28 protein-coding genes and 1 tRNA gene are annotated in these 26,446 nt (G+C 69.9%); 19 read left to right on the top strand and 10 right to left on the bottom strand.

Going from position 1 to position 26,446, the window contains the following annotated elements; all coding sequences use genetic code 11:
* Positions 1 to 26: 26 nt before the first annotated feature.
* Genes ACMGFE_RS05910 through ACMGFE_RS05895 form a run of 4 tightly spaced genes read right to left on the bottom strand, consistent with a single transcriptional unit; the run spans position 27 to position 5,980 of the window.
* Positions 27 to 1,457 (bottom strand): DUF7519 family protein, encoded by a 1,431-nt coding sequence (locus tag ACMGFE_RS05910; protein ID WP_436924149.1) that lies wholly within the window; start codon positions 1,455 to 1,457, stop codon positions 27 to 29.
* Complete coding sequence (locus ACMGFE_RS05905; RefSeq protein WP_436924148.1) at positions 1,457 to 2,764, bottom strand: DUF58 domain-containing protein; 1,308 nt, start codon at positions 2,762 to 2,764, stop codon at positions 1,457 to 1,459. Before ACMGFE_RS05905 ends, ACMGFE_RS05910 begins: the two co-directional genes overlap by 1 nt.
* Complete coding sequence (locus ACMGFE_RS05900) at positions 2,757 to 3,701, bottom strand: DUF7269 family protein (protein ID WP_436924147.1); 945 nt, start codon at positions 3,699 to 3,701, stop codon at positions 2,757 to 2,759. The genes ACMGFE_RS05905 and ACMGFE_RS05900 overlap by 8 nt, the downstream gene beginning before the upstream one ends.
* The gene (locus ACMGFE_RS05895) at positions 3,698 to 5,980 is read right to left on the bottom strand and encodes a DUF4129 domain-containing protein (protein WP_436924146.1); all 2,283 of its coding nucleotides are present in this window, start codon (positions 5,978 to 5,980) and stop codon (positions 3,698 to 3,700) included. The genes ACMGFE_RS05900 and ACMGFE_RS05895 overlap by 4 nt, the downstream gene beginning before the upstream one ends.
* Positions 5,981 to 6,255: 275 nt before the next feature.
* Between ACMGFE_RS05895 and ACMGFE_RS05890 the strand changes: the two genes are divergently transcribed.
* Genes ACMGFE_RS05890 through ACMGFE_RS05880 form a run of 3 tightly spaced genes read left to right on the top strand, consistent with a single transcriptional unit; the run spans position 6,256 to position 7,632 of the window.
* The gene (locus tag ACMGFE_RS05890) at positions 6,256 to 6,807 is read left to right on the top strand and encodes a hypothetical protein (RefSeq protein WP_436924145.1); all 552 of its coding nucleotides are present in this window, start codon (positions 6,256 to 6,258) and stop codon (positions 6,805 to 6,807) included.
* Positions 6,807 to 7,241, top strand: a complete 435-nt coding sequence (locus ACMGFE_RS05885) for a nuclear transport factor 2 family protein (RefSeq protein ID WP_436924144.1) — start codon at positions 6,807 to 6,809, stop codon at positions 7,239 to 7,241. Before ACMGFE_RS05890 ends, ACMGFE_RS05885 begins: the two co-directional genes overlap by 1 nt.
* 31 nt (positions 7,242 to 7,272) lie before the next feature.
* A complete protein-coding gene (locus tag ACMGFE_RS05880) occupies positions 7,273 to 7,632 on the top strand; it encodes a DUF8527 family protein (RefSeq protein WP_436924143.1) in 360 nt (119 codons plus the stop codon).
* Positions 7,633 to 7,714: 82 nt separating this feature from the next.
* On the opposite strand, the gene ACMGFE_RS05875 is transcribed toward ACMGFE_RS05880, so the two are convergent.
* Complete coding sequence (locus ACMGFE_RS05875; protein ID WP_436924142.1) at positions 7,715 to 8,665, bottom strand: zinc-dependent metalloprotease; 951 nt, start codon at positions 8,663 to 8,665, stop codon at positions 7,715 to 7,717.
* 51 nt (positions 8,666 to 8,716) lie between these two features.
* A complete protein-coding gene (locus ACMGFE_RS05870; RefSeq protein ID WP_436924141.1) occupies positions 8,717 to 9,028 on the bottom strand; it encodes a hypothetical protein in 312 nt (103 codons plus the stop codon).
* Positions 9,029 to 9,153: 125 nt separating this feature from the next.
* Between ACMGFE_RS05870 and ACMGFE_RS05865 the strand changes: the two genes are divergently transcribed.
* The 7 genes from ACMGFE_RS05865 (at position 9,154) to purF (ending at position 16,051) form a co-directional block, all read left to right on the top strand.
* Positions 9,154 to 10,329 (top strand): enolase C-terminal domain-like protein, encoded by a 1,176-nt coding sequence (locus ACMGFE_RS05865; protein WP_436924140.1) that lies wholly within the window; start codon positions 9,154 to 9,156, stop codon positions 10,327 to 10,329.
* Positions 10,330 to 10,404: 75 nt separating this feature from the next.
* A complete protein-coding gene (locus tag ACMGFE_RS05860) occupies positions 10,405 to 11,814 on the top strand; it encodes an alpha-L-fucosidase (RefSeq protein WP_436924139.1) in 1,410 nt (469 codons plus the stop codon).
* A 48-nt stretch (positions 11,815 to 11,862) separates the two neighbouring features.
* Positions 11,863 to 12,969: a Gfo/Idh/MocA family protein gene (locus ACMGFE_RS05855; protein ID WP_436924138.1), complete on the top strand. Its 1,107-nt coding sequence runs from the start codon at positions 11,863 to 11,865 to the stop codon at positions 12,967 to 12,969.
* A gap of 85 nt (positions 12,970 to 13,054) precedes the next feature.
* The gene (locus tag ACMGFE_RS05850; RefSeq protein WP_436924137.1) at positions 13,055 to 14,122 is read left to right on the top strand and encodes a M20/M25/M40 family metallo-hydrolase; all 1,068 of its coding nucleotides are present in this window, start codon (positions 13,055 to 13,057) and stop codon (positions 14,120 to 14,122) included.
* A gap of 141 nt (positions 14,123 to 14,263) precedes the next feature.
* Positions 14,264 to 14,449 carry an LSM domain-containing protein gene (locus ACMGFE_RS05845; RefSeq protein ID WP_436924136.1) on the top strand — a complete coding sequence of 62 codons (186 nt, stop codon included), beginning with the start codon at positions 14,264 to 14,266 and terminating at the stop codon, positions 14,447 to 14,449.
* Positions 14,446 to 14,619 (top strand): 50S ribosomal protein L37e, encoded by a 174-nt coding sequence (locus ACMGFE_RS05840; protein WP_135363063.1) that lies wholly within the window; start codon positions 14,446 to 14,448, stop codon positions 14,617 to 14,619. The genes ACMGFE_RS05845 and ACMGFE_RS05840 overlap by 4 nt, the downstream gene beginning before the upstream one ends.
* A 4-nt stretch (positions 14,620 to 14,623) precedes the next feature.
* Positions 14,624 to 16,051 carry an amidophosphoribosyltransferase gene (gene purF / locus ACMGFE_RS05835; protein WP_436924135.1) on the top strand — a complete coding sequence of 476 codons (1,428 nt, stop codon included), beginning with the start codon at positions 14,624 to 14,626 and terminating at the stop codon, positions 16,049 to 16,051.
* A gap of 60 nt (positions 16,052 to 16,111) precedes the next feature.
* Here purF and ACMGFE_RS05830 read toward each other — a convergent pair whose 3' ends face one another.
* Positions 16,112 to 16,303 (bottom strand): XapX domain-containing protein, encoded by a 192-nt coding sequence (locus ACMGFE_RS05830; protein ID WP_436924134.1) that lies wholly within the window; start codon positions 16,301 to 16,303, stop codon positions 16,112 to 16,114.
* A 409-nt stretch (positions 16,304 to 16,712) separates the two neighbouring features.
* On the opposite strand from ACMGFE_RS05830, the gene ACMGFE_RS05825 reads away from it, so the two are divergent.
* Positions 16,713 to 17,306, top strand: coding sequence for a response regulator transcription factor (locus ACMGFE_RS05825; protein ID WP_436924133.1), 594 nt, complete (start codon positions 16,713 to 16,715; stop codon positions 17,304 to 17,306).
* A 240-nt stretch (positions 17,307 to 17,546) separates the two neighbouring features.
* On the opposite strand, the gene ACMGFE_RS05820 is transcribed toward ACMGFE_RS05825, so the two are convergent.
* Positions 17,547 to 17,631: transfer RNA gene (locus ACMGFE_RS05820), tRNA-Leu, on the bottom strand.
* A 148-nt stretch (positions 17,632 to 17,779) separates the two neighbouring features.
* Here ACMGFE_RS05820 and ACMGFE_RS05815 point away from each other — a divergent pair.
* From ACMGFE_RS05815 to ACMGFE_RS05805, 3 genes are all read left to right on the top strand, one after another.
* On the top strand, positions 17,780 to 18,271 hold the full coding sequence (locus ACMGFE_RS05815) for a helix-turn-helix domain-containing protein (RefSeq protein ID WP_436924132.1): 492 nt from the start codon (positions 17,780 to 17,782) through the stop codon (positions 18,269 to 18,271).
* 254 nt (positions 18,272 to 18,525) lie between these two features.
* Entirely contained in the window at positions 18,526 to 19,662 is a 1,137-nt protein-coding gene (locus tag ACMGFE_RS05810) for an acyl-CoA dehydrogenase family protein (RefSeq protein ID WP_436924131.1), read from the top strand.
* A 72-nt stretch (positions 19,663 to 19,734) separates the two neighbouring features.
* Positions 19,735 to 20,262: an HAD family hydrolase gene (locus tag ACMGFE_RS05805; protein WP_436924130.1), complete on the top strand. Its 528-nt coding sequence runs from the start codon at positions 19,735 to 19,737 to the stop codon at positions 20,260 to 20,262.
* 36 nt (positions 20,263 to 20,298) lie between these two features.
* On the opposite strand, the gene ACMGFE_RS05800 is transcribed toward ACMGFE_RS05805, so the two are convergent.
* Entirely contained in the window at positions 20,299 to 20,532 is a 234-nt protein-coding gene (locus ACMGFE_RS05800) for a DUF5822 domain-containing protein (RefSeq protein ID WP_436924129.1), read from the bottom strand.
* A gap of 76 nt (positions 20,533 to 20,608) precedes the next feature.
* Positions 20,609 to 21,406: an alpha/beta fold hydrolase gene (locus tag ACMGFE_RS05795; protein WP_436924128.1), complete on the bottom strand. Its 798-nt coding sequence runs from the start codon at positions 21,404 to 21,406 to the stop codon at positions 20,609 to 20,611.
* A gap of 185 nt (positions 21,407 to 21,591) precedes the next feature.
* Between ACMGFE_RS05795 and ACMGFE_RS05790 the strand changes: the two genes are divergently transcribed.
* From ACMGFE_RS05790 to ACMGFE_RS05770, 5 genes are all read left to right on the top strand, one after another.
* Positions 21,592 to 21,819, top strand: coding sequence for a DUF7127 family protein (locus ACMGFE_RS05790; RefSeq protein WP_436924127.1), 228 nt, complete (start codon positions 21,592 to 21,594; stop codon positions 21,817 to 21,819).
* Positions 21,816 to 24,083 (top strand): CDC48 family AAA ATPase, encoded by a 2,268-nt coding sequence (locus ACMGFE_RS05785; RefSeq protein ID WP_436924126.1) that lies wholly within the window; start codon positions 21,816 to 21,818, stop codon positions 24,081 to 24,083. Before ACMGFE_RS05790 ends, ACMGFE_RS05785 begins: the two co-directional genes overlap by 4 nt.
* 173 nt (positions 24,084 to 24,256) lie before the next feature.
* Positions 24,257 to 24,409 (top strand): rubrerythrin-like domain-containing protein, encoded by a 153-nt coding sequence (locus ACMGFE_RS05780; protein ID WP_436924125.1) that lies wholly within the window; start codon positions 24,257 to 24,259, stop codon positions 24,407 to 24,409.
* 15 nt (positions 24,410 to 24,424) lie between these two features.
* Entirely contained in the window at positions 24,425 to 25,723 is a 1,299-nt protein-coding gene (gene gdhB, locus ACMGFE_RS05775; protein WP_436924124.1) for a glutamate dehydrogenase GdhB, read from the top strand.
* A gap of 119 nt (positions 25,724 to 25,842) precedes the next feature.
* Positions 25,843 to 26,397: a DUF420 domain-containing protein gene (locus ACMGFE_RS05770; RefSeq protein ID WP_436924123.1), complete on the top strand. Its 555-nt coding sequence runs from the start codon at positions 25,843 to 25,845 to the stop codon at positions 26,395 to 26,397.
* Positions 26,398 to 26,446: the final 49 nt, after the last annotated feature.

The raw sequence follows: 26,446 nt of genomic DNA, 5'->3' as shown, positions 1-26,446 counted from the left end.
GACGGCAGCGGCGGATTCTAGATGCCCTATCCGCGGAGTAACGCCGCCAGTACGAGCGTGCCGACGACGGCGGCGGTCATCGCTACCGTGTTGCCCGCCGGTCCCAGGGCGGTCGTCCGGAGCGCGTACAGGCCAGTGGCGCCCAGCACGGCGACCGCACCGATCCCGACGGCGAAGACACCGTGGTAGAGCTCCAGGCGCCTGGTCTCGGGGCGGTGGCCCAGTTCGGCCGTGAGACCGAGGCCGAACGACCCCGCGTCCCAGACGACGAGCGCCCCCGCGACGCAGGCGAACACGAGCGGTGCGGGGAGCCCGCCGCTGTCCGCGCCGATAGCGGCGATCACCAGGCCCGCGGCGGCCAGCGCCGGCCCGCCGGCCCGGTCGGGGAACACGTCCAGACGGACGGCGATCAGCGCGAACCCGACGAGGACGAACACGGCCAGCGGCGCGAGCAGGACGGCGATCAGGAACAGTATCGGGCTGAAGAGGATGATCCCGGCCGCCTGTGGGACGACGCCGAAGAGGAGAACCACGACGTAGCCGGCGCCGGCGATGGCGCCAGCGACGGTCCGGGTCTTCGTCTCGTCGAACTGCCGGGTGATCTGCCTGGCGCCGACGGCGACGCCCGCCGCCAGGAGCGCGAGCGCGCCGACGGCGAGCAGCGGCCCCAGGACGAACACCGAGGCGAGCGCGCCGACGACCGGCGCGGCACCGGGAACGAGCCCCAGCGCCGGCGAGGAGGTGGCGAGGAAGACCAGCGAGACGAGCGCGGTTCCGACGCCGCCCAGCGCCGCCAGCGTGAGCGCGCGCTTCGCTCCCCCGAGGTTCGCCCGGACGGCGTCGCGTCGGTCGCGAGGGGTCAACTGCACGACCGGGAGCGCGCGGAGCGAGACCCTGACCGCGGCGGCGACGAGTCCGACGACAGCCAGGAAGCCGATCGCGGCGGCCGTCGGGTTCGACGCCGCGGTCGTCCCGGTCGCGAGCTGCCAGCAGAGGAACAGGCCGGCGAGGACGATGCCGCTCCCGAACAGCCAGCAGAGGCCGAACACGTACGAGAGGATCCCCTGCGAGAGCGCCGACTCCAGCGGCTCGTCCGTCGCCACGTCCGCCCAGGAACTCGCCGTCCCGAGCAGCGCGAGCGCGAAGCCGCCGATCAGCAGGTTGAGCCCGCCCGGATAGACGACCACGAGCACCCCGAGCAGTATCGCCCCCGGGAGGAAGCAGAGGTGGCCGACGACCTTCTCGCCGAGGGTGTCGCGGTCGAGCAGGGCGACCCCAGCCGCCGCGATGCCGGCGACGAGGGCGAAGCCCGTGAGGAAGGTCGGCCGGCCGAGGACGACGCCCGTCGCCAGCGCGAGCGCGACGACCGTCACCGCGGCGATGCCGAGACTCGTCTCGCGTGGTCGCCCCTCGTCGCCGACGGCCGACGGCCTGTCCAGGCGGGGACCGAACGGCATCAGCCACCCCCTCCCGTGGCCGTTCCCGCGGGCCGGCGCGCTTCGACGGCGAGCGCGTACTCAAGGACGAGCGCCAGCGGCGTCCCGCGCCGCCAGTCGATCGTTCGCGCCCCGCTGGACTGACAGCGCGCGAGCCGCGTCCGCCGTCGGACGGCGTCGAGCTGCCCGCCGACGGTCGTCGCCGACACCACGTCCGGCGAGAGGACGACCCGCGAGCGACCGAGCGCGCCCCACGAGGAGACCGCCTGTGCGGGTTCCGCGTCGAGCAGCGGCGAGACGAGCGCGATCTGCGAGCGCGGGCTCGCGAGTTCCGCGACCTTCCGGAACTGGTAGCTCGGGTCCACGTCGCTCGGCACGTCGACCTCGACCGCCCGCTCGATGCTGTCGAGCAGCCGCGAGCGGTGGTCTGAGCCAGTCCCCGGCGAGACCCAGTCGAGCCCGCCCGGGCTCGAGGTGTCGCGGCCGACCACCGCCAGGCCGACGTCGTGGCCGACTCGCAGGAGCGCGGTGACCGTCCGGACCGCGGCGTACGCGGAGCGTTCGACCGCCGTGGGCCGGCCCGGTCCCGCGGCCACGCGACAGACGTCGCGGGCGTCGAGCACGACCACGACCGACGTCGACACCCACCGCTCGTAGTTGACGGTCGCGAGTTCGCCCCGGCGAGCGTACTGCCGCCAGTCGATCCGGTCGGCGGCGTCGCCGTGGCGGTACTCCCGTGTCGAGTGGAACTGGACGCCGCGACCGGGCCGGTCGCTCGTGAGTCTCCCGACGAAGTCGTCGCCCCGGTCGGCGAGCGGCGGCGCGTCGGCGTCCAGCCGACAGACCAGCCGGTCGTCGCCGGCCGTTTCGAGCGCCGTCGTCGCGACCATCCCCGCACCGCCCGAGCGGAGGCGCGCTCGCGGTCGCTCGAAGTCGTACTCGCCGCGGCGCGCGACGACCGTGTATTCGACCGTACAGGACTCGCCCGGTTCGAGCGTCGTCCCCGCGCGCGGCGATCCCTCGACGACCTGCAGGTCGTCGGGGACCCGGTCGACGACCCGCAGGTCCGAGAGCGTCCGCTCGCCCTCGTTCGTCGCGGTCACCGTCACCGTGACGGGGCGGCCCGGTGGCGCCGGCGTCGGGTCGACCGTGCGCTCGACCGCGACGGCGTTCGGCGAGTCGACCGTCGAGAGCGTGCCGTAAGCCACGTAGACGAGCGGAACGGCCGCGGCCAGCACGAGCGCGGCGCTCCGGTTCCACAGCCCCGCCACCGCGAGGACGAGCGTCGCGGCGACGGCCCCGCGCCAGCGGACGCGACGCCTACGCATCGTCCCACACCTCCTCGACGAGATCCGCAACCCCCGCGTCTCCGTCCCCCGAACCGTCGGTATCCACGTCTCGGCGGGCAGCGGCCCGTTCGCCGCCGGACTCGCCTGTCGGTTCGTCGGGGGTTTCTTCTTCGCCTGTCGTCCCACCGCCTGTCTCCTCGTCGTCTGTCGCCCCGCCGTCGGTCGCCCCGTCGGCGGTCGCGGGGGAACCGGTGGGGCGCGACGCGCTGGCCCGCTGGAGCGTCCCGTCCGCGGAGCGCTGGAGGCTGCCGAGCGCGGGCGCGAGCGTCGGCACCGTGCGCGGCGCGCGCTGGCCGACGACCGGTGGGAGTTCCGCGTCGGCCGCGTCGGCGATCGCCGCGACCGCCCGGGCGGACTGCCGACGGACGACCCGTTCGGGGAACAACCAGGCCCGGATCCGTTCGCGGAGCGACACTCGTGGCCGCTGGACCTGCTCGTCGAGGACCGCGGCCGCGACCCGGTCGTCCGTCCACGCGCCCGTCGCGAGGACGTCCGCGACCGTCTCCCGTTCGGTGCCGCCCGCCACGAGCACGCGCGTCAGCGTCTCCCGCAGCGGCGGCCGGACGACTTCGAACCCGTCCTCGACGGTTTCGCCCGACGCTGCCCGCTCGCAGGCCTCGTCGACGCGTTTCGCGAACTCCTCGCCGGTCACGTCCGCCGGGTCCGCCGTCTCCTCGGGCGTCCCGACGACGAGCGCGCCCTCGTCTGTCCACGGCGCGGGCGCGACCGTCTCGTCGTCGTCGCCAGAACGATAGAGCTTCGCGACCGCGATGACGCCGCCGACCAGCGCGACGAGGGCTGCCCCGGCGCCCGCCTCGGAGGCGGTCACCGGCGTCAGCACGACGGCCATCGCGAGCGCGGCGGCGATGGCGAGCGTCCCGATCAGAGCCGCGAGCGCGGCGAGGACGCGCTTCACGTGTCCTCGCCCTCCCGCTCGCGTTCGATCGATTCGAAGGCCTCGCGGGCCTGCTCGCTCCGGTCGGTCGACGACCGGTCGCCGTACTCCACCTCGCGGAAGGCCTCGGTGAGGACGCGCACCGGCCGTTCGGGGAAGCCGCGCTCGATGGCCGCCCGCGACACCTCCCCCGGGGTCGACTGGCGCCAGGAGTTCGGGCGAACCCATCGCGCGAACCGGCGCCAGATCGCGCGAAGCGAACGTCGCGTCGCCCCGTCGTCGCCCCCCGTTCGCCGACTCCGCGCACCCCAGGCCGGTCCGGCGTCGGCGCCGGCGTCGGCATCGGCCTCGGGGTCCTCGCGCGTCCACCGGCGGTACGCGAGGAAACCGACGAACAGCGCGACGAGCGACCCCAGGAACCCGAGCGCTCCGAATCGGGCGGTGAGCGCGACGACGAGCGCGACACAGGCGACGGCGCCGACGACGCGGCGGACGGAGAGTCTGGCAGCCGCGAACGCGCGAACGCGTCCCGGAAGCGCCCGGAGCCAGCCCCAGAGCCGAGCCGCGAGCCCGCGGGCCGAGAGCGGGAGCGCGGCGATGCGCGCGGCGAGGCGGCCGAGCACGGCAGCCAGCCGGTCCAGCGCGACAGCCACCCAGTCGGCGACCGCCAGGGCCGTCCGGCGGACGAACGCGACGAGCGCGCGCAGCGTCTCGGCCAGCGAACCGCCGCCCGACCGGACGCGCTGGCGATTCGACAGGGCCGCACCGAGCAGGACGACCCCCGTCGAGACGAGCAAGCCGAGGCCCTCGCCGACCACGAGGCCGACGAACATCGTCGCGACGCCGGCCCACAGCAGGGCGGCGCGGCGGGCGGCGCGCCGCCCGCGAGCGCGAGCGGTGACGCTCACACCGAGGACGCCGACGACCAGCAGGAGCGCGCTCGGGACGAGCGTCGCCGCGTACGCGCTCCAGAGCGTCGTCGTCGCGGTCTGTCGTTCCGTTTCGACCGTGACCGTCTGGCGAGGATCCGCCGGGAGCGAGAGTGCGAGGCTGCCGCTGTCGTCGGTCCGACCGAGTCGCGACCCGTCGAGGGAGACGCGGGCGCCGTCGACGGGGGGCCCGCCCACGGTCGCGTTGACGAGCGCGGGTTCGCCCGGAAATGGTAGTCCCTCCTGGGGGACCACGCGCGCGTCGAGGAGCCACACGTCGACGGCCGTCGACCCCGCGAAGTCGCCGCGCTCGACCGTGACCGTGACGCGCTCGCGGTCTCGCGGGATCGCGAGTTCGTAAGTGCCGTTCGCCGTCGTCCGTCCGACGCGATCGCCGTCGACGCTGACGTTCGCCCGGCGCATGGGCACGTGCTCGACCGTCGCGAAGACCGTCACCGTCTCGCCCGGGTACCGGTCGCCGGCGACGGAGAGGTTGACCGCCCCGTGGACGGCGTACGGTGCGGTGTCGTTCGCCTCGTCCTCGGTCGCCTGTGCGGAGCGGTGTCCGTCGTCGGTACCACCGAGCGCGAGCGGAGTCCCGTCGAGAGTTCCCAGCGACGAACCGAGCGACACCGACTCGTCGAGCGACGGGCCGGGCATCAGCGACCGGTCCAGTCCACCGAGGTCCGACTCGGCTTCGTCGCGATAGGGTCGACGGAAGAACTCGCAGTCGGCGCCCGGCATCTCGACGGTCACGTTCATCTCGCGGGTGTAGGGCGCCCGGCCGCTCACGCTGCCGGTCTCGTCGGTGCGGCCGACGAAGCGGTCGCCGAACCAGACGGGCACGTCCGCGGCGGGGGCCAGGTCGTCGTACACGCTGACTTCGACGATCCCGCCCGGGATCGGTTCGTTCTCCACGACGACCCCGCAGCCCCGTTCGGTCGGCGGCGCGTCGCCGCCCGGGATCGGGATCGGGTCGCCGTCGTCGCGGATCACGTCACCGCCCCCGCCGGCGTCGCCCTCGCCGTTCGCGTCGCCCTCCCCGTCGTTCTGGTCCCCATCGCTCCCGTCGCCACCACCGGCGCCCTCGCCGGCCTCACCGCCGTCGCCGGATTCGCCTCCGTCGCCGGACTCGCCGCCGTCACCGGATTCGCCGCTGTCTCCATCGGAGCCACCGCCGTCACCGCCCTCGCCGAGGCCGCCGCCGGCACCGCCGACGCCGCCCGCGTCGGGCAGTATCGGGGCGACGAACGCGGCGACGACGAGCCCGAGCAGACAGAGAACCACGAGCGCCACCTGTCGGCGGTCGACACCGGCGGCTCCGGCGTCCGCGTCGCCACCGGCGTCGCCCGTCGCGTCTGTCTCTGACACCGTTGTATCCCCACGCGTCCGGGGCCGGAGCCGTCCGGCCGCCGGGTTGTTGTACACCTGTCAGGTGGCCCGGGTAATCAAACGTCCGGTCCTCCGGGTCGGTGCCGCAGCGCGGCGAGGGCGCGGGTGACCGGGCGAGTGGGGGTGCGGGCCATCAGGCGAGCAGGGGCACGGGCCACCAGACGAGCGGACGGCCGCCGATCCAGAGTCGAAGACCGACCGGGTGACCGGGGACCGATGCCTTCATTCCCGGTGGCGTCCAAGGCGCGACCGACATGCGCGTCCGCGACTGGCAGGACATCCTGGAAGACGTCGTGGAGAGCACCGCCGACCCGAGCGGTTGGCGCGCGACCGGCGGCGACCGCGCGAACGGCATCGGCGAGGACCTCTACTTCGGCCACCCCTCCGTCGGGGTGTTCCACGTCAAGACCTACGCGAAGAACCCCTACGAGGTGCGCGGCGTCGGCGCCGAGGTCGCGCGGAAGATCGACGACGAACTCGACCCGCTGTTCCCCGAAGAACCCGGCGAGGGCGGGATGTTCGGCGTCCAGCAGGGGATCGAAGACGAAGACGAGGCCGAGGAGACGGCGTCCCGACTCGAAGAGGTCGTCCAGGCCCACGCCGACGCGCCGACGACGCCGGACGCCCTCTTCGAGGACGTGATGGACGCCCTCGAATCGCCCGCCTACGGGCCGATGGAGTACGACCAGTACGGACGCCCCGAGTCGGTCGAAGACCTCGCGGACACCTTCGAGGAGGCCGAACAGCTACTCGACGCCGAACTCGACGACCTCATCGACGAGTCGGTCGACCGGGGCTTTCACTGATGGGCGCCGCCGACCGGGTGCGGGCGTACTACGACGCGCTCCGGGCCGGCGAGGCACTCGCCCCCTTCTTCGCCCCCGGCGAGGACGTCGTCAAGGTCGGCATCTCGGAACGACTCGTCGGAGGCGAGGAGGTCGCGGACGGTTTGCGCCAACAGACGGAGACGACGACCGGGTGGAGCGTCGAGAGCCGCGACCTCCGCGTCACCGAACGCGACCGCCACGCCTGGTTCGCCGACCGGGTCTCCCTGGCGTGGACCGACACCGACCGACAGATCCGCTACGAGTTCGACACCCGCTGGAGCGGGACCCTCGAACGACGCGAGGCGGACGAACCGACCGACCCCGACGAGGACGAACAAACCGACGCGGCAGCGTCCGACGAGCGCTGGCAGTTCGTCGGCATGCACGTCAGCACTGCGAGGGACCTCGGATGAGTCGAGCGAGACCTCCGGTCGGGTGGTATCGATGGTAGACCCCATCTCGGACGCCGAGCGCTCGTCGTTCAACCGGCGCGTCACGGTCGGCGTGACGCTGCTCGTCGGCCTCTCCGGGGGGCTGGTCGCCCTCCAGATGGATCCGACGCCGCTTCAGATAGTCGGCGCCGTCGCGTTCGGACTGGTCGTCGGCTACCCGCTGGCCCGGTTCGTCGTCCCGACCGGCCCCGCGCCGGCGACGCGGCAGCGCAAGCGCAGGCGCGAGCGCCGCATCGAGGAGAACCCGTTCGCCGACGGGGGCGACGGCGACGAGCGCGACGACGGGACCGGTTCGAACGGCGACGACGGAGCCGGGACAGGATCGCGGTCTCGCGACCGCGGCGGGCGCTGATCGGTCGTCGAACGATTGTACCGTCGCGAACCGGTCGAGAATCGGCCGTCGACCGGTCGAGAAGGGAGGAGTGCTTCGGTCCCTATTCGCTGACGCGGGCGAGCCACAGCGACGGGTCGTCGAGTTCGGCGTCGGTCGGCAGGTTCGCGGGGTCGTCCCAGACGACCGAGGCGCCGGCGATGCCGCGGCGGTCGGCCACGGCGTCGAAGAAGGCCTTGCCGCGCTCGTACTGGCGGCGCTTCATCCCGAGGCCGAGCAGTCGACGGATGACGCGGGCGATGGGCCCCCGTCCGCGACGGCGCGCCTCGACCTTCTCGCGGAGGTCCGCGTACTCGTCGTCGAACGCGCGGTCCATCACGAGTTCGGCGTACCCCTCGACGGCCGTCATCGTCGTGTCGAGTTCCTTGAGGGCGTCGCGGTCGAGCGTCCCCTCGCCGAGGGCCTCGACGGCGCCTTCCATCGTCGTTTCGAGGTGGTCTGAGAGCCACGGGGCGGCGCCGAACTCCGCCGCGTGGGCGACCTCGTGGAAGGCGATCCAGCGGCGGAACCGGTCGAAATCGACGTCCAGGTCGGCCGCCACCTTCTCGATGTTCGGGTGGACGAAGTACAGCGCGTGGTCGTCTCCCTCGGCGAGCAACAGGGGATCGTACTGCCCGAGGACGTTGTTACCGAGGAAGGCGAGCGCGATGCTCATCGTGCCGGTGTTGACGACGCGGCTCGCCCCGGGGAACATCGTGACTTGCTCCTCCAGCGGGCGCATGACGCGCTGGAAGGTGGCGACGTTGGCGTCGATCCAGTGGTGGCGGTTCTGGATCTCGACCATCTCGGGCAGGTCGAAGTCCACGGCGGCGACCGACCGGACGCGGTCCCGGGCGTCGCGTACGTCGTCGGCGTACCCCCTCTCCTCGGCCTCGGTCAGGGCCAGCGAGCCCGGTTCGGTCGACGCCTTCGCGGCGTCCGCGACGGAGCGCCAGTCGACCGGGCCGTCGCCCGACGCCGTCGTGACAGCGCGGACACTCTCGTACAGTCCCATACTCGAATCAGGTGACGCCGCGGGATATGCCTTCTCCCCGCCCGGTCGCGGTTAGAACCGCGCCAGGAGGCCGCTGCTCTCCGCGTCTTCGGCTTCCGTCATTTCGAGCGCGGGCTCGCCCGATCCGCCGAGGAGTCGCCGGATCGCGACGACGGCGAGGATCATTCCGGCGAACGTGAGGACGATCCCGAACGGGTTCGACCCGTCGTCCTCGGTCGCCGTCTCGACCCCTTCGTCCTCGTCCGCACCGAACGGGAGACCGCCCAGTCCGCCCGTTTCGGCGGACTCGGCGTCGCTGTACGGTGCGTTCGCGGTGAACTCGGCGTCGTCGAGGTGGACTTCCAGAAGCGTGAACTTCGCCATAGGTGACATTCGGCGAGCGACCGGAAAGGGGTTTCGCCGGCAACAGCCGGTCCCCAGACCTCGCCCGACTCCGGCTCCACGCCGACATCCCAACCATTCTTGAGGCCGCCAGTCGACCCAAGCGTATGGCACCGGAGATAACGAAAATAGAGAGCACGGAGTTCACCTACGAGATACCGGACATGGGGACGGACCAGCACGGGTTCAACCTGGTCTACGAACCCGGGAGCTCCGTCGAGCGCAAACTGTTCGCCATCAAGGTCTTCACCGACGAGGGGATCACCGGCGAGTACGTCGGCGGCAACTCGCCGGGCGCGGCGCAGTACAACACGTTCGCGAACTACCTCATCGGCAAGAACCCCCTGGAGCGGGAGAAACACTGGTCGGAGGTCAAACGCGCCCTCCGCAAGTACGACCGGATGGGCATCGGCCCCATCGACATCGCCCTCTGGGACTTCGCCGGCAAGTACTACGACGCGCCGATCCACGAGCTACTCGGCACCTACCGCGAGCGCATCCCCGCGTACGCATCGACCTACCACGGCGACGAGAACGGCGGGCTGGAGACGCCCGAGGACTTCGCCGACTTCGCCGAGGAGTGCCAAGACATCGGCTACGACGCGTTCAAGATCCACGGCTGGGGCGGCAGCGACGGCTCGCGCGACCTCGACCGCGAGGTCGACGCGGTCCACGCCGTCGGCGAGCGCGTCGGCGACGAGATGGACCTGATGCACGACCCCGCCTGCGAACTGGAGACGCTGGCCGACGCGCTGAAGCTCGGCCGCGCCCTCGACGAGGAGGGATTCTACTGGTACGAGGACCCCTACCGCGACGGCGGCATCTCCCAGCACGCCCACCGCAAGCTCCGCCAGCAGCTCGACACCCCTATCCTGCAGACCGAGCACGTCCGCGGGCTGGAGCCGTTCACCGACTTCATCGACGCCGAGTCGACGGACTTCACCCGCGCCGACCCCGAATACGACGGCGGCATCACCGGCGCAATCAAGCGCGCTCGCGTCGCCGAGGGTCACGGCCTCGACGTCGAGTTCCACGCGCCCGGCCCCGCCCAGCGCCACTGCATCGCCGCCGTTCGTAATAGCAACTACTACGAGATGGCGCTGGTCCACCCGGACGCGCCGAACACGACCCCGCCCGTGTACGCCGGCGACTACGAGGACCAGCTAGAGACCGTCGACGACGAGGGAACGGTCCCGGTCCCCGACGGTCCCGGCCTCGGCGTCGATTACGACTGGGACTACATCGAGGCGAACGCCACCGGCAGCCTCCACACCTACGAATAACGGACGCGTTGCGGTGCCGCCCTCCCCGATCGTTCGCGCCCCAACGCTGATTAGGCGTCCGCCGGTGGCCCGGCCATGGACGAGTACGAACCGACCTGGGCCTCGCTCGACGCCCATCCTGTCCCGGAGTGGTACCACGACGCGAAGCTCGGCATCTTCATCCACTGGGGCGCCTACTCCGTGCCCGCCTGGGCACCCACCGACGCCGAGATCACCGCCTCCGACGGGTCACCGTACGCCGAGTGGTACCCCTACTACATGTACGCGGAAGGGTCGGAGACCCGCGAGTACCACCGCGAACGGTACGGCGAAGACGTCGAGTACGACGACTTCGTCGACCAGTGGGACGCCGAGAACTGGGACCCGGAGCGGTGGGCCGACCTGTTCGCCGACGTGGGCGCCCGGTACGTCGTCCTCACGGGCGAACACCACGACGGCTTCCCGCTCTGGGACTGCGCCTACACCGCCCACGACGCCGCCGAACGAGGGCCGGAACGCGACATCGTGGGCGACCTGGCGGCCACCGTCCGAGAGCGGGACCTCCGGTTCGGCGCCTCCTACCACGCCAACTACAACTACTACCAGTCAGGCTTCGGCGGGCCCGAGGGCCACCCCGCGTTCCCCCGTGGCCCGCTCGGTGAACCCGAGACGACGCCCGGCCGGGAGTACGTCGACTACATGAACGCCAAACACCGGGAGCTGATCCGGAAGTACGACCCCGATATCCTGTGGTTCGACACGCCGACGGCCGACAGCGACCACTTGCGCACGAAGGAACTGATAGCTGAGTTTTACGACGACGCGGCCGAGCGCGACCGCGGCGTGGTCGTCAACGACCGCGCCGGGGTCGACGCGATCGGGACGACGATCGATCCCGACAGCGACCCAGCGGAGATCCACGGCGACTTCTTCACGCCCGAGTACCACACGCTCGACGAGGTCAGCGACCGCAAGTGGGAGGCCTGCCGCGGCATCGGCCACTCGTTCGGCTACAACCGCGCCGAAGACGAGAGCGACCACCTCTCGACGGGCGAACTCGTCCGGACCTTCGTCGACGTGGTCTCGAAGAACGGCAACCTCCTGCTCAACGTCGGCCCGAAGGCCGACGGGACGATTCCGTCCCTGCAGCGCGAGCCGCTCCGGGGGCTGGGCGCGTGGCTCGACGTCCACGGCGAGGCGATATTCGGCTCTCGACCCTGGGCCACCGCGGAGGACGACCGGAGCGCCGTCCCAGTGCGCTACACGTGGCGCGACGAGTCGCTGTACGCGACGGCGTTCGAGTGGCCCGACGACGACCTGTCGCTGACGGGTCCGATCCCGTCCGGAGCCGTCCCCGGCGAAGCGACGCTGCTGTCCGCGGACGGCCCGACGACCTGCGAAGTGATCTCGGACCGGGACGGCGTGACCGTGACTCTCCCCGAGCGGCCGGCCCACAACCACGCCTTCGTCGTCCGGTTCGACGGCGTGGCCCACCCCGAGCGCTGACGGGTCGACCACGAAACGGCCAAGACCCCTCCCCGTCATGCCAGAGGCATGTCGACATATCGCGCGGGCATCATCGGTGCGGGCGGCATCGCGGGGCTCGGTATCCTGGGGATGCACGACGAGGAAGACATCGGGCGGAAGAAGTTCACGGCCAGCCACGCCGGCGGCTACGACGCGGCCGAGGACATCGAACTCGTGGCGGTCGCCGACGTCGACGAGGAGAAACTCGACCGGTTCGGCGAGGCGTGGGACGTCCCCGAGGACGGTCGCTACGTCGGTCACGAGGCCATGCTCGAATCGGAGGACCTGGACGTGGTCTCGGTGTGCACGCCGTCGTACCTCCACCACGATCCCGTGGTCGACGCTGCCCGCTCGGCGGCCGAGCCGGCCGCTATCTGGTGCGAGAAGCCGATCGCCTCTTCGGTGAGCGACGCCAACGAGATGGTCGCCGTCTGCGACGAGACCGACACCGAACTCGTGGTGAACCACTCGTTCCGGTTCACCGAGAAGCAGCGGCGACTCGCCGAACTCGTCCGCGAGGAAGACCTCCTCGGCGAGGTCCACTCGGTGTCGATGCAGTTCCGGATGGAACTGCTGCGCAACTCGACGCACCTGCTCGACACGCTCGTGCAACTGCTCGACGCGCGCGCCGAGCGCGTGGCCGGCCACATCACCGGGGAGAACGAGGCCGTCGACAGCCTGGAAGCGGGCGAGACCGTCGACGACGCAGGGGGCGGCGGTTTCGTCGTCATGGACGACGGCTCGTTCGCGACCGTCGATTGCACCATCCCGCGCGCGGACTCCTCGATGACGATGCAGTTCGTCGGGAGCGAGGGGAAGCTCTACCTGAACAACGACGACGGCGAGTGGCGCTACTGGCGCCTCGACGACGGCGACCACGTCGAGGTCGACCTCGCCGAGTACGGGATCGAGGGCGCCTGGACCTGGGAAGACGACTACGAGCGCGCGTTCCCCAACGCAGCCCGCCACATCCAGGACGTCCTCGACGGGGAAGCAGAGAACCGCTCGCCCGGCGACGTGGCGACCCGGTCGCTGGAGATCATCGTCGGCTTTTACCTCTCGCACTACACCGGCGGGCAGGTGTCTATCCCGCTCGACCGGCCGCTGCGGGACGTCGAGATCACCTCGTGGTAGGGGCGAGTCGCTGGCGCCCGGCCGAACCCGAATCGAGGCGCTCGCCGGTAGCCACGTTCAAGGGATCTCAGTCGAACGTGGTCGCATGGACCAGCCACACCGCGCGTTTCTCGACGACCTGCTCGCGACCGCCAGTCCGTCCGGCTACGAGGTACCCGGCCAGCGAGTCTGGGTCGACTACGTCGACGAGTTCGCCGACGAGGTCCGCACGGACGAGTACGGCAACGCCGTCGCCGTCCACGAGGGCAGCGACGACGCGGACGCCTCGATCGCGTTCACCGGACACGGCGACGAGATCGGCTTCATCGTCCGCGAGGTCACCGACGACGGCTTCCTGCGGATCGGCCGGGTCGGCGGGTCCGACAGGACCGTCGCGCAAGGACAGCACGTCACGGTCCACACCGACGACGGACCGGTCTCCGGCGTGATCGGACAGCTGGCCATCCACCTGCGGGACGGCGAGGACAACGACGCGCCGGAGATCGCCGAACAGCACGTGGACATCGGCGTCGCCGATGGCGAAGACGCCGAGGACCTCGTCGAAGTCGGCGATCCGGTGACGTTCGAACAGCGCGTTCGCGAACTCGAAGACGGGCGACTGACCGCGCGGGGCATGGACAACCGCGTCGGCATCTGGGCGGCCGCCGAGGGGCTGCGTCGGGCCGCGGAAGCGGACGCTGACGCGACCGTCTACGCGGTCAGCACGGTCCAGGAAGAGGTCGGCCTGCAGGGTGCCCGGATGGTCGGGTTCGACCTGGACCCGGACGCCGTGATCGCCTGCGACGTGACCCACGCGACGGATTCGCCGGGGGTGCCGGGCAAGAAGTCGACCGGCGTCGAACTCGGTGAGGGCCCGGTCGTGGCGCGGGGGAGCGCCAACCACCCGGCGCTGGTCGCCGCCGTGCGGGACGTGGCCGACGAGACGGACGTCGACGTCCAGCTGGAGGCGACGGGGTCGAGAACCGGGACGGACGCGGACGCGTTCTACACGTCCCGCGGCGGGACGCCGACGCTCAGCCTCGGACTGCCGAACCGCTACATGCACACGCCCGTCGAAGTTATCGAGGCAGACGACCTCGACGCGATGGCGGACCTGCTCGGTGCAGTGGGCGCACGGGCCGAATCGTTCGCGCCGTTCGACGTCGGGCTGTAGTGCCGTTCGACGTGGAGCGCCCGCGGCCGCGCCCGCCATCGCGCAGTGGCTGAGACGGAGCGATCCGGGGACGAAACGGGTACGTCGGGGGTCGATTGGGCAAGCGGTACGTTTATGCACGCGACGACAGGCAGTTCGGGTATGAGTGGACGACCGCTGGACGTGCTCGAGGCGTCGCTCGGCGAGGAGGTCACGGTTCGTCTGAAGGGCGGCGAGGAGTACGTCGGCGACCTCTCAGGCTACGACCAGCACATGAACCTGGTCATCGAGGACGACCAAGACACAACGATTATACGCGGCGATAACGTCGTCTCGATCAACCCATGACTGGCGCAGGAACCCCGAGTCAGGGAAAGAAAAACACCACGACACACGTCAAGTGTCGCCGGTGTGGCGAGAAATCGTATCACGTGAAGAACAAGGTCTGTGCGTCCTGCGGGTTCGGCGAGTCGGCCAAGCGACGTGACTACGCCTGGCAGGACAAAGCGGGCGAGTAAGGAAATGCACGAGAAGTGCGGCGTCGTCGGCATCTCGACTACCGACCGTGACGTCGCCCGCCCCCTCTACTATTCGCTCTACGCCCTCCAGCACCGCGGCCAGGAGTCCGCCGGCATCGTCACTCACGACGGCTTCCAGCAGTACGAACACGTCGAGATGGGGCTCGTCGGCGACGTCTTCGACGAGGACGACCTAGACTCGCTCAACGGTTCGAACGGCATCGGCCACGTCCGCTATCCCACGTCGGGGAGCGTCAGCAACAACTGTGCCCAGCCGTTCTCCGTCTCGTTCAAGAGCGGGTCGCTCGGGCTCGCCCACAACGGCAACCTGATCAACACCGAGGAGATCCGCGAGGAACTCGCCGGGCTGGGCCACGCCTTCACCTCCGACGGCGACACCGAGGTCATCGCCCACGACCTGGCGCGCAACCTGCTCGAAGAGGACCTCGTCCGCGCCGTCAAGCGGACGATGAGTCGCATCCACGGCTCGTACTCGCTGACGATCACGCACGACGAGACGGTGCTGGGCGTTCGCGACCCGCAGGGCAATCGACCGCTCTGTATCGGCGAACTCGACGACGGCTACGTGCTCGCCTCCGAGAGCGCGGCCATCGACACGCTGGACGGCGAACTCGTCCGCGACGTGCGGCCGGGCGAACTCGTCGTCCTCCACGATGACGGGACCGGCTTCGACACCTACCAGCTCGTCGAGACCGAGAACACCGCCCACTGTTTCTTCGAACACGTCTACTTCGCGCGGCCGGACTCGGTCATCGACGACGAACTCGTCTACGAGGTGCGCCGCGACCTGGGTCGCGCCCTCTGGGAGGAGTCGGGCATCGAGACGGACGTCGTGATGCCCGTACCCGACTCCGGGCGCGCGTTCGCGTCGGGCTACGCCGACGCCGCGCCGGAGGGCGTCGAATTCGCGGAGGGACTGATGAAGAATCGCTACGTCGGGCGGACGTTCATCATGCCCACCCAGGACGAGCGCGAGCGGGCTGTCCGGCTGAAGCTCAATCCGATCAAGAGCACGGTGGAGGGCAAGACCGTCACGGTCATCGACGACTCCATCGTCCGCGGGACGACGTCATCGCAGCTCGTCGAGTTGCTCTACGAGGCGGGGGCCGAGGAGGTCCACGTCCGCATCGGTGCGCCGCCGATCATCGCGCCCTGTTACATGGGCATCGACATGGCGAGTCGCGAGGAACTCATCGCGGCCGACCGCTCGGTCGAGGAGATCCGCGAAGAGATCCAGGCCGACTCGCTGTCGTACCTCTCCATCGAGGCCATCGCGGAGGCGCTCGGCAGGAGCGACTCAGACCTCTGTCTGGGCTGTGTGACCGGCAAGTACCCCTACGACATCGAGGGCGAACAGACGGATCGGGAGGTCCAGCGACCGGCCGTCGGCCACTCCTCGGCCGACGACTGAACCCTCGTTCCGGTCGGGAACCCCACGACCCGCCTTCTTCTCTTCCAACGCCGTACTCGTTTAGACGTAACTGAGTACGTCGATCCCGACGTCGAAGTGGTCGAGGACGACGTAGCCGAGGTAGATACCGACGATCCCGAGGACGCCGGCCGCGTTCGGCGGCGCCGGGATCGGGACGTTCAGGAACCGGAAGACCGCGCCGGTTAGAAAGCCAGTCAGCATGGCGAGCGCCACAGTCGAAGCCGAAGACATGCCGCCCCCTACAGGCGGTCGGCACTCACTTCTTTCGGCACAGGACGTACTCCCTGATCAGTCGAACCGACGGCGCTAACGCTGGCCGGTTCGGGTCCCGCAAAAGGTGGGTGGGTGTGGGGTGGGTGGGTGATGTGGCACCGAATGGTGCCGCACATGTATATAGCCGAGAGGGGATTATAAAACCAGCGATGTGATTATCTAGTGTGATAATAGAATAGGCCACTGAGTCGAATTTTCCACAGAATCGGAAATTCAGTCCAGTGAGTACGCAAACCTGATTCACCGGCTTCGATATCATCTCTGTTAATCGGAGAGCAACGTATTTGCGGAGCCTCGCGAAAGGACGATCGATGAGACGGATCGGTCATTCCGACGGCGCGACGCGGTCCCCGCGGAGGATGCCAGCGTGACCGACGCGGGTCCGACCGTGCTCGTGGTCGACGACAATCGGGTCATCGCGGACACGTACGCCCAGTTCCTCGCGGAGGACTACGAGGTCAGGGCGGTCACCAGCGGATCGGTGGCGCTGGAAGCGCTCGGCCCGTCGACCGAAGTCGTGGTGCTCGACCGCCGCATGCCCGGTCTGTCCGGCGACGAAGTGCTGACGCGGATCGCGGAACGGGCGCACGAGTGCCGCGTCGTCGTGGTGACGGCGGTCGAACCCGACGTCGACGTCGTCGACCTGCCGTTCGACGGCTACCTGGTCAAACCGGTCGGTCGCGACGAGCTGGTCGCAGCGGTCGACGAGATGCATCGGCGAGCGGACTACGACGACGCCCTCCGGCAGTTCCTCGCGCTCGCCTCGAAGAAAGCGACGCTTGAGGTCCGCGCCGACGAGGAGGAACTCGCCGAGAGCGACGCCTACGCTCGTATCGAGGAGCGTCTGGAGGCGAAGCGAGAGGCACTCGGCGTCGAGACGGAGACGCTCGAACGGGTCGTCGGTGGCGACGCCCCCGACATCGCCGAGGTGGACCACACCGACACGCTGCGGACGGACTGAGACCGTCCGCGTCCCTCCGCTCACCGGCCCCATCGACGTCACGCTCGCTCCGCTCGCGTGACTCCCAAGGGAGTGCACCTGCACTGTGGTCCGCGTCAGCGGACTGATCTCACGGTGGAGCGCCGCAGACTGCCGAGAGGCCGTCCGCGTCGCTCGACAGGGAACTTCGGTAGGAAGTTTGCGTGGGTGCAGTCCCAAGGGAGTGCACCTGCACTGTGGTCCGCGCGAGCGGACCGGTAGTGCGTGGGACCGGATTTGAACCGGCGGACCCCTACGGGACAGCGCCCTCAACGCTGCGCCGTTGGCCTGGCTTGGCTACCCACGCACCGGGTGTCTGTCTGCCTGCGATTATTGGTTGCCCTGGCCCCGATAAAAGCCCTTTCGTTTACGTCCGACGACTCCGGTCGGCTGTCAGGTCATCCCGACGAGAGAAAACGGGCCATTCAAATAGGGTCTGTCCACTACCCCCCAGCATGGCTAAGTATTCGACCGGTGGCGCCGGCTCCAGCGCCAGCGACAGTTGCGAGCTCTGCGGCGCTGAGAACGTCGACCTCCAGACGGCCAGCGTCGCCGGAGCGACACTCAGCGTCTGCTCCGAGTGCTCCCAGCACGACGAGACGCCCACCAAGGCGTCGGGCTCCGGCGACGGCGACCGGAAGCGCCGCGCTGCCCAGAACACCGCGCGCATGCAAGACGCCGGCTCGGGCGACGCCGAGCACTGGGAGGACGGCGCCGACTACGACGACGACCAGCTCCCCTACCTCGTCAGCGACTACGGCGACGTCCTCGTCGAGGCCCGCCAGGACGCCGGCCTCCAGACCGCGGAGCTCGCCGACGCCGTCGACGCCGACGAGTCCGACGTGCTCGCCGTCGAACAGGGACGGGCCACCCAGGCCAACGTCGGCGGCTCGCTCATCGCCGCCCTCGAAGCCGAACTCGACGTCCAGCTCGTCGACTCGAACTGACCGGTCCCCACCCACCGGTCTCTCTGTCTCTGCCCTCCCCTCGACTGTGGCGGTCTCTCGGTATCCGTTTCCGCGCCCCACTTCTCCGCGCTCGCGCTTCCCGAGCGTTCGCTCCCCGCATTCCTGTTTCCCGCACTCCCGTTCTCCATGCTCCTGCTCTCTCGCTCTGCGCTCCTGATCCCTCTCACATCGATCCCGCGTCCACCCCGACGGCGGGCGGGCAATTTTTGCCGGCGGTGGTCGAAGGGGCCGTCATGGAGCTTTCGGCCACGCAGGAGGCGATCCGCGACGCCGTTCGCGAGTTCGCCGCGGAAGAGATCCGACCGGTCGCCGCCGAGGCCGACCGCGAAGGGGCGTTCCCAGAGGACGTCTGGGACGGGCTCGCCGACCTCGACCTGACCGGGCTGACGGTCCCGGAGGCGTACGACGGGTTCGACGCCGACCGGCTGACCTACGCCGTCGTGAACGAGGAAGTCGCCCACGGGTCGCTCGCGGTCGCGACCGCGCTGTCGGTCCACTGCCTCGCCACCTCGTGCATCGCGGAGTTCGGCGACGGGTCCGTCCGCGAGGAGTGGCTCCCGGAGATGGTCGACGGTCGACCCGTGGGCGCCTTCGCGCTCTCGGAGCCCGACGCGGGGTCGAACCCCGCCGAGATGTCGACGACGGCGCGGGAGGTCGACGGCGGCGACGCGTACGTCGTCGACGGCAAGAAACAGTGGATCACTAACGGCGAACGGGCGGGCGTCGCCGTCGTCTTCGCCAAGACCGACCCCGACGATCCCCGCTCGGTGACGCAGTTCCTCGTCCCCACCGACGCCGAAGGCCTGGAAGTCGGCAAGAAAGAGGACAAACTCGGCCTCCGGGCCAGCGACACGACGAGCCTGATCTTCGACGAGGTCCAGATCCCCGCTCGATATCGGCTCACCGAGCCCGGCCGCGGACTCGCAGCCGCGTTCTCCATTCTCACGGGTGGCCGGATCGGCATCGCCGCCCAGTCGGTGGGGCTGGCGCAGGCGGCCCTCGACGAGGCCGTGGACTACGCGGGCGAGCGCGAGCAGTTCGACCAGCCGATCGCGGACTTCCAGTCGATCCGGCACAAACTCGCAGACATGTGGACGGACGTGCGAGCGGCGCGCGCACTGACGTGGGAGGCGGCGATGGCGCAGGACCGCGGCGAGGACGCGCGGACGGCGGCGAGCGTGGCGAAGTACTTCGCCAGCGAAGCGGCGGTCGACGTGACGAGCGAGGCCGTCCAGATCCACGGCGGCTACGGCTACACGACGGACTTCCCCGTCGAGCGGTTCTACCGGGACGCGAAGGTGACGACCATCTACGAGGGGACCAGCCAGATCCAGAAGAACATCATCGCTCGCGATCTGCTTGGCGAGTGACTGGACCGGGCGCCGCGGTGCGGTTCGGCCCGGGTCGAAGCGCATTTGCGCGCTCGTTGCCTACCGACGGGCGTGACGGAGTACGACGCCATCGTCTACGACCTGGACGGCACCCTGGTCCGCCTCGACGTGGACTGGGGGGCGGTCGCCGACCGCTGTGCCGCGATTCTGAGCGCCCGCGGTCACGACCCCGACGGGGCGGACATCTGGGAGATGCGGGAACTGGCGGCCGAACACGACCTCCTCGACCGCGTCGACGAAGCCATCGCGGAGTTCGAGCGCGAGGGCGCCCGGAGCGCTCGCCGGCTGGCGCTCGCCGACGCGCTCCCGCACTCGGTGCCCGTCGGCGTCTGTTCGCTCAACTGCGAATCGGCCTGCCGGATCGCGCTCGAACTGCACGGGCTGGACGGCCACGTCGACGCCGTCGTCGGCCGCGACTCGCACGAACTCGTCAAGCCGGACCCCGCGCCGCTCCTCCACGCCGTCGAGGCGATCGGGGCGTCCCCCGGGCGGTCACTGTTCGTCGGCGACTCGGCGTCGGACAGGGACGCCGCCAGGGCGGCCGGCGTCGACTTCCAGTGGGTCGAAGACCGTGTCTGAGCGGGGACCGACCATCGGACCGAACGACGCCCGGAGTTACCCGTCTCGACGGCGCTCGTAGGCGTAGATAGACAGCGCAGTGACGATCCAGACGACGGCCCCGACGCGGACGGCGAAGAGGACGCGGTCGGACCAGGTCGGTAGCGCGACGACGAGCGAGAGGGCGGCGACGAGCGGGGCTCCCGCGAGGATAGTGACCACGAAGGTGAGCTGCATCACCCGACCGTAGTCGACACCGTCCGGATCGGTTCGCTCGACGCGCGCTGGCACGTCTGCGTCTTTCGGCGAGGGGACCTTGAGTCTCCTGTTTTCTGCCCGTGGACCGCGATCGGTGGAGCCGCGGTCCTCACGCGTCGACCGTTCCGAGAAACTCGCCGACGGTCTGGCCGAACGCGTCCGGCCGCTCGGCCATGGCGAGGTGGGCCGCGTCGGGGATCTCCGCGTATTCGCCGTTCGGCAGGTTCTCCGCGAGGTACTCGTGGTACGCCGGCGGCGTGAGCGAATCGTGCTCGCCGACGACCGCGAGCGCGGGCGCGTCGATCTCGTCGAGGCGATCGCGCACGTCGAACGTGTGACAGGTCAGGAAGTCCCTGCGGGTCACCTCCCGGCCGGTTGCGCGCAGTTGCGACTTCGACCGGTCGAGCGCCCGCCCGTCGGCGTCGTGGAAGAGTCGGTCATCGCCGTGCAGGAACTCGACGGCGCGCTCGAAGTCGTCGGCCAACCACTCGCGGAGGGCCTCGTGGACGGCGAGCTTCGCGCCGGTCCCGGCCAGCACGAGCGCCTCCGGGTCGAAGTCGGTGTCGAGGGCGACGTGCTGGACGACGGCGCCGCCCAGGGAGTTGCCGACGAGCACGTCGGCGCCCGTCTCGCGGGCGACGGCGACCACGTCTCGTGCGTACGCGACGAGCGTGTCAGAGCCGGGCTCGGTTTCGAGGTCGCCGGAGTCGCCGTGGCCGCTCAGATCCAGCGCGGCGGCGGGGTGGGCGGGGCCGTCGGGGCCGTACTGGGCGGCCCACACGCGATGGGTGGCGCCGCTACCGTGCACGTAGAGGACGCGAACGCGTCCGGCCCCGGACGCCGACCCCGCCGGGCGGCCGGCGACTCTGTACGCCGTCTCGCGGCCGTCGTGGCGAACGGTCTCCATGGTTCCGGGTTCGGCACAGTCCGGGATAATCCCTGCCCCGGTGTCCCCGAAGGGGTCCCTTTCGGCCGATCCCCCAGACCGCTGTCAGTGTGAACTGCAATTCCACCACTACGGAATGAGGTGGGGACGGGGGCGGGTAAATTAGCGATATATTTATATAGTTATCGCGCTAACTACGAGTTAGTATGACCGGAACCCAACAGTTGGCCGACGACGTGGGCCTGCGGCGCTACGAGTACGACGACGAGACGGTCCTGGCGGCGGACCTCGGTCCGGGCCGGGACGCTTCGGTCGACGTGCTCGACGACGCGGTCATCGTCGTCGTCGACGACGAGCAGTACGATCTGGACCTTGCTGGAGACGCGCAAGCGTTTATCCGCAACGGCGTCCTCACCATCGAGGTGAACGCATGAGACTCACTGTCAAGCCCCTGAAACAGAAGGACGCGGGTCGCGGGCTCGCCGCCATCGACCGCGCGGCGATGGCCGAACTCGACCTCGAGAACGGTGACTACATCGTCATCGAGGGGACGGATTCCCGCGCGGTCGCGCGGGTCTGGCCCGGCTACCCCGAGGACGAGGGTCGCGGCGTCATCCGCATCGACGGCCGCCTCCGCCAGGAGGCTGACGTCGGCATCGACGACAACGTCGACGTCGAGAAGGCCGACGTGAACCCGGCGACCCGGGTGAGCGTCGCCCTGCCGCAGAACCTCCGGGTTCGCGGCAACGTCGGCCCGATGATCCGCAACAACCTCAGCGGCCAGGCCGTCACCGAGGGCCAGACCGTGCCCGTCAGCTTCGGGCTCGGCCCGCTCTCGTCGATGAGCGGCCAGAAGATCCCGCTGAAGATCGCCGAGACCGACCCGTCGGGGACCGTGGTCGTCACGGACTCGACGGAGGTCGACGTGGCCGAGAAGCCCGCCGAGCAGATCCAGGGAGGCGCCCCCGGCGCCCCCGAGGGCGGCGCCCCCGACATCACCTACGAGGACATCGGCGGACTGGACGACGAACTCGAACAGGTCCGCGAGATGATCGAACTGCCGATGCGTCACCCGGAGCTGTTCGAGACGCTCGGCATCGAACCGCCGAAGGGCGTCCTGCTCCACGGCCCGCCCGGCACGGGGAAGACGCTCATGGCGAAAGCGGTCGCCAACGAGATCGACGCGTACTTCACCGACATCTCCGGGCCGGAGATCATGTCGAAGTACTACGGGGAGTCCGAAGAGCAGCTCCGCGAGATCTTCGACGAGGCCGAGGAGAACTCGCCCGCCATCGTCTTCATCGACGAGATCGACTCCATCGCGCCCAAGCGCGGTGAGACCCAGGGCGACGTGGAGCGCCGCGTCGTCGCCCAGCTCCTGTCGCTGATGGACGGCCTCGAATCGCGCGGGCAGGTCATCGTCATCGGCGCGACCAACCGCGTCGACGCCGTCGACCCCGCCCTGCGCCGCGGCGGTCGTTTCGACCGCGAGATCGAGATCGGCGTCCCGGACAAGAACGGCCGCAAGGAGATCCTGCAGGTCCACACCCGCGGGATGCCCCTGGTCGAAGGCATCGACCTCGACCAGTACGCCGAGAGCACGCACGGCTTCGTCGGCGCGGACCTCGAGTCGCTGGCCAAGGAGTCGGCGATGAACGCGCTGCGCCGGATCCGGCCGGAACTCGACCTGGAGTCCGACCAGATCGACGCCGAGGTGCTCGAACACCTGGAAGTCACGGAAGACGACTTCAAGCAGGCGCTGAAGGGGATCGAACCCTCGGCCCTGCGCGAGGTGTTCGTCGAGGTGCCCGACGTGACCTGGGACCAGGTCGGCGGGCTCGAAGAGACCAAAGAGCGCCTCCGCGAGACGATCCAGTGGCCGCTGGACTACCCCGAGGTGTTCGAGGCCATGGACATGCAGGCCGCGAAAGGCGTCCTCATGTACGGCCCGCCCGGCACGGGGAAGACCCTGCTCGCCAAGGCCATCGCCAACGAGGCCCAGTCGAACTTCATCTCGATCAAGGGCCCCGAACTGCTGAACAAGTTCGTCGGCGAGTCCGAGAAGGGCGTCCGCGAGGTGTTCGAGAAGGCTCGCGCGAACGCACCCACCGTGGTGTTCTTCGACGAGATCGACTCCATCGCAGGGGAACGCGGCGGGAACACCACCGACTCCGGCGTCGGCGAGCGCGTCGTCTCCCAGCTCCTGACGGAACTGGACGGCCTCGAAGAGCTCGAGGACGTGGTGGTCATCGCCACCACGAACCGGCCGGACCTCATCGACCCCGCGCTGCTCCGCCCGGGTCGACTCGACAGGCACGTCCACGTGCCCGTCCCCGACGAGGAGGCCCGCCGGAAGATCCTCGAGGTCCACACCCGCGACAAACCGCTCGCGGACGACGTGGATCTGGACGAACTGGCGACCCGCACCGAGGGCTACGTCGGCGCGGACATCGAGGCGGTCGCCCGCGAGGCCTCGATGGCGGCGACCCGCGAGTTCATCGCGAGCGTCGACCCCGAGGACATCGACGACACTGTCGGCAACGTGAAGGTCACGATGGACCACTTCGAGCACGCGCTCGAGGAGGTCACCCCGAGCGTCGACGAGGAGACCAAGGAGCGCTACGAGGAGATCGAGGAGCGCTTCGGTCCCGGCGAAGCCGAGGTCGAGGAGAAGGAAGTCGGCCGCACCTTCCACTGACGACCGGTCGCAGTCGGCCCCTTTTCGGATTTATTTCACCGCAGCGCGCCAGCCGTCGGCTCTCGTACGCGGTCCTGACAGCGGACGGCCGGACCGCGACCCGACCGAATATTAATATGTAATTATATACCCTAAATACTTAATATTATATAGTCATCGCCCGATCTCCGGGTATGCCGCACAACCTCGACTTGCCAGCGGACCCGGCCACGCCGTCGACCTACGAGTGTCTCGTCTGCGGGACGATCGTCGAAGCGGAGTCCCACCCCGGGGACTGCACAGAGTGCGACGGCGAGTTCCAGAATCGCGCGATGTCTCTCGAGTGAGCGGTCACCCCTCCCATGTCTTCAGACACGTCTGACCAGTCGACAGTCGATAACCCCGAACCAGTACCGGACACGACCGAATCCGCGCTAGCGACGGCGCGCCACCAGCTCGAACGGGCGGCCTCGCTCCTCGACATCGATCCGAACGTCGTCGAACGGTTCCGCTATCCCGACGTGGTCCACGAAGTGACGATCCCGATCGAACGCGACGACGGCGGCGTCGAAGTGTTCCGCGGTTATCGGGCCCAGCACGACAGCGTGCGCGGGCCGTACAAGGGCGGGATACGGTTCCACCCCCACGTGTCCCGCGAAGAGTGCATCGGGCTCTCGATGTGGATGACGTGGAAGTGCGCCGTCATGGACATCCCCTTCGGCGGCGCGAAGGGCGGCGTCGTCGTCGATCCGAAGGACCTCAGCGACGGCGAGCGCGAGCGCCTCACCAGGCGGTTTACCGACGAGATCCGGAACGTCATCGGTCCGACGACGGACATCCCCGCGCCGGACATGGGGACCGACGCGGAGACGATGTCGTGGATGATGGACGCCTACAGCATGCAGGAGGCCGAGACGATCCCCGGCGTCGTCACCGGCAAACCGCCGGTCATCGGCGGGAGCGAGGGCCGCGCGGGAGCGCCGGGCCGGAGCGTCGCGATTATCGCGCGCGAAGTCGCCGAGTACTACGACTCGCCGCTCGCCGAGAGCACGGTAGCCGTACAGGGGTTCGGGAGCGTCGGCGCGAACGCCGCGCGACTGCTCGACGACTGGGGGGCGACCGTCGTCGCCGTCAGCGACGTCACCGGCGCTGCGTACGACCCCGACGGGCTGGACACCCGCGCGGTCCCGTCCCACGAGGAACAACCGGAGGCGGTCGCACGATCCGCCGACCGGACGATCGGAAACGACGAACTGCTCGCGCTCGACGTCGACCTGCTGGTTCCAGCGGCCGTCGGTAACGCGATCACCGAAGCGAACGCGGCCGACGTTCGCGCCGACGTGATCGTCGAGGGCGCGAACGGACCCGTCACGTTCGCCGCCGGCGAGATTCTCGCGGAACGTGGCGTCCCGGTGATCCCGGACATCCTCGCGAACGCCGGTGGCGTCACAGTGAGTTACTTCGAGTGGCTCCAGGACATCAACCGCCGGGCGTGGTCCGAGGAGCGCGTCAACGAGGAACTGGAGACGGAGATGCTCGCCGCGTGGGACGCCGTCCGGACCGAGTTCGAGCGCGGGGACGCGAGCTGGCGCGACGCCGCCTACGCCGTCGCGCTCGGCCGCCTCGCCGAGGCCCACGAAGCCCGCGGGCTGTGGCCCTGACCCGGGCGGGCTCTCCCGAGCCCGCTCGGTCGAACGCGTGCGTCGGACTCGGGATTCGCGCGCGTGCCGCTCGACGCGAAGCGCAACGCCATTGACCGTCGAGTCCGGAGCTTCGAGCGATGAACGTCAGGGAGCACGTCCCGGCCGTGTCGGGTATCCTCTCGGTCGCCGCGCTCGCGCTCGTGTTCGCCGCGGCGCTCCAGGCCATCCCCCCGGCGCTCCTCCCGCGGGCACCGGACGCGGTGTTGCACGCGATTCCCCACGTCAACGCCCTCGTGAGCGCGACGGCCGTCGGCACTATCGTCGTCGGCTGGCGAGCGATCCGCCGCGGCGACGTGGCGAGACACCGGGCGGCGATGCTCGCGACGACGGTCCTGTTCGCGCTCTTCCTCGTCGCGTACCTCTACCGCGTCGCTATCCTCGGACCGACGGAGTTCACCGGGCCGCCGCTGGTCGAGAGCGCGGTCTACCCCGCAGTGCTCGGGATTCACATCGTCCTCGCCGTCGTCTGCGTCCCGCTGGTCATCTACGTGCTCCTCCTCGCGGCGACCCACACGGTCCCCGAACTCCGCGAGACGCGCCACCCGCGGGTCGGTCGCGTCGCGGCGGCGCTGTGGCTGATCTCGTTCACGCTCGGCGTCGTCGTCTACCTCATGCTGTACGTCCTCTTCTGAACGACTCCGCTCGTCGGGGGCGGCCCCGCTGAACCGGGAACACTCCGCT

The organism is Halosimplex amylolyticum (genome assembly GCF_051414035.1).
Taxonomy (GTDB): Archaea; Halobacteriota; Halobacteria; order Halobacteriales; family Haloarculaceae; genus Halosimplex; species Halosimplex amylolyticum.
The sequence above is the reverse complement of the archived record's forward strand: the minus strand, read 5'-3'. Positions and strand labels throughout refer to the sequence as shown.

Coding starts and splice junctions, on each gene's coding strand:
- ACMGFE_RS05860 (WP_436924139.1), top strand. CDS start 10,405: ATGGACGAGTACGAACCGACCTGGGCCTCGCTCGACGCCCATCCTGTC.
- ACMGFE_RS05875 (WP_436924142.1), bottom strand. CDS start 8,665: ATGGGACTGTACGAGAGTGTCCGCGCTGTCACGACGGCGTCGGGCGAC.
- ACMGFE_RS05885 (WP_436924144.1), top strand. CDS start 6,807: ATGGGCGCCGCCGACCGGGTGCGGGCGTACTACGACGCGCTCCGGGCC.
- ACMGFE_RS05850 (WP_436924137.1), top strand. CDS start 13,055: ATGGACCAGCCACACCGCGCGTTTCTCGACGACCTGCTCGCGACCGCC.
- ACMGFE_RS05810 (WP_436924131.1), top strand. CDS start 18,526: ATGGAGCTTTCGGCCACGCAGGAGGCGATCCGCGACGCCGTTCGCGAG.
- ACMGFE_RS05910 (WP_436924149.1), bottom strand. CDS start 1,457: ATGCCGTTCGGTCCCCGCCTGGACAGGCCGTCGGCCGTCGGCGACGAG.
- ACMGFE_RS05780 (WP_436924125.1), top strand. CDS start 24,257: ATGCCGCACAACCTCGACTTGCCAGCGGACCCGGCCACGCCGTCGACC.
- ACMGFE_RS05870 (WP_436924141.1), bottom strand. CDS start 9,028: ATGGCGAAGTTCACGCTTCTGGAAGTCCACCTCGACGACGCCGAGTTC.
- purF (WP_436924135.1), top strand. CDS start 14,624: ATGCACGAGAAGTGCGGCGTCGTCGGCATCTCGACTACCGACCGTGAC.
- ACMGFE_RS05770 (WP_436924123.1), top strand. CDS start 25,843: ATGAACGTCAGGGAGCACGTCCCGGCCGTGTCGGGTATCCTCTCGGTC.
- ACMGFE_RS05905 (WP_436924148.1), bottom strand. CDS start 2,764: ATGCGTAGGCGTCGCGTCCGCTGGCGCGGGGCCGTCGCCGCGACGCTC.
- gdhB (WP_436924124.1), top strand. CDS start 24,425: ATGTCTTCAGACACGTCTGACCAGTCGACAGTCGATAACCCCGAACCA.
- ACMGFE_RS05795 (WP_436924128.1), bottom strand. CDS start 21,406: ATGGAGACCGTTCGCCACGACGGCCGCGAGACGGCGTACAGAGTCGCC.
- ACMGFE_RS05880 (WP_436924143.1), top strand. CDS start 7,273: ATGGTAGACCCCATCTCGGACGCCGAGCGCTCGTCGTTCAACCGGCGC.
- ACMGFE_RS05830 (WP_436924134.1), bottom strand. CDS start 16,303: ATGTCTTCGGCTTCGACTGTGGCGCTCGCCATGCTGACTGGCTTTCTA.
- ACMGFE_RS05855 (WP_436924138.1), top strand. CDS start 11,863: ATGTCGACATATCGCGCGGGCATCATCGGTGCGGGCGGCATCGCGGGG.
- ACMGFE_RS05890 (WP_436924145.1), top strand. CDS start 6,256: ATGCGCGTCCGCGACTGGCAGGACATCCTGGAAGACGTCGTGGAGAGC.
- ACMGFE_RS05845 (WP_436924136.1), top strand. CDS start 14,264: ATGAGTGGACGACCGCTGGACGTGCTCGAGGCGTCGCTCGGCGAGGAG.
- ACMGFE_RS05815 (WP_436924132.1), top strand. CDS start 17,780: ATGGCTAAGTATTCGACCGGTGGCGCCGGCTCCAGCGCCAGCGACAGT.
- ACMGFE_RS05790 (WP_436924127.1), top strand. CDS start 21,592: ATGACCGGAACCCAACAGTTGGCCGACGACGTGGGCCTGCGGCGCTAC.
- ACMGFE_RS05865 (WP_436924140.1), top strand. CDS start 9,154: ATGGCACCGGAGATAACGAAAATAGAGAGCACGGAGTTCACCTACGAG.
- ACMGFE_RS05840 (WP_135363063.1), top strand. CDS start 14,446: ATGACTGGCGCAGGAACCCCGAGTCAGGGAAAGAAAAACACCACGACA.
- ACMGFE_RS05785 (WP_436924126.1), top strand. CDS start 21,816: ATGAGACTCACTGTCAAGCCCCTGAAACAGAAGGACGCGGGTCGCGGG.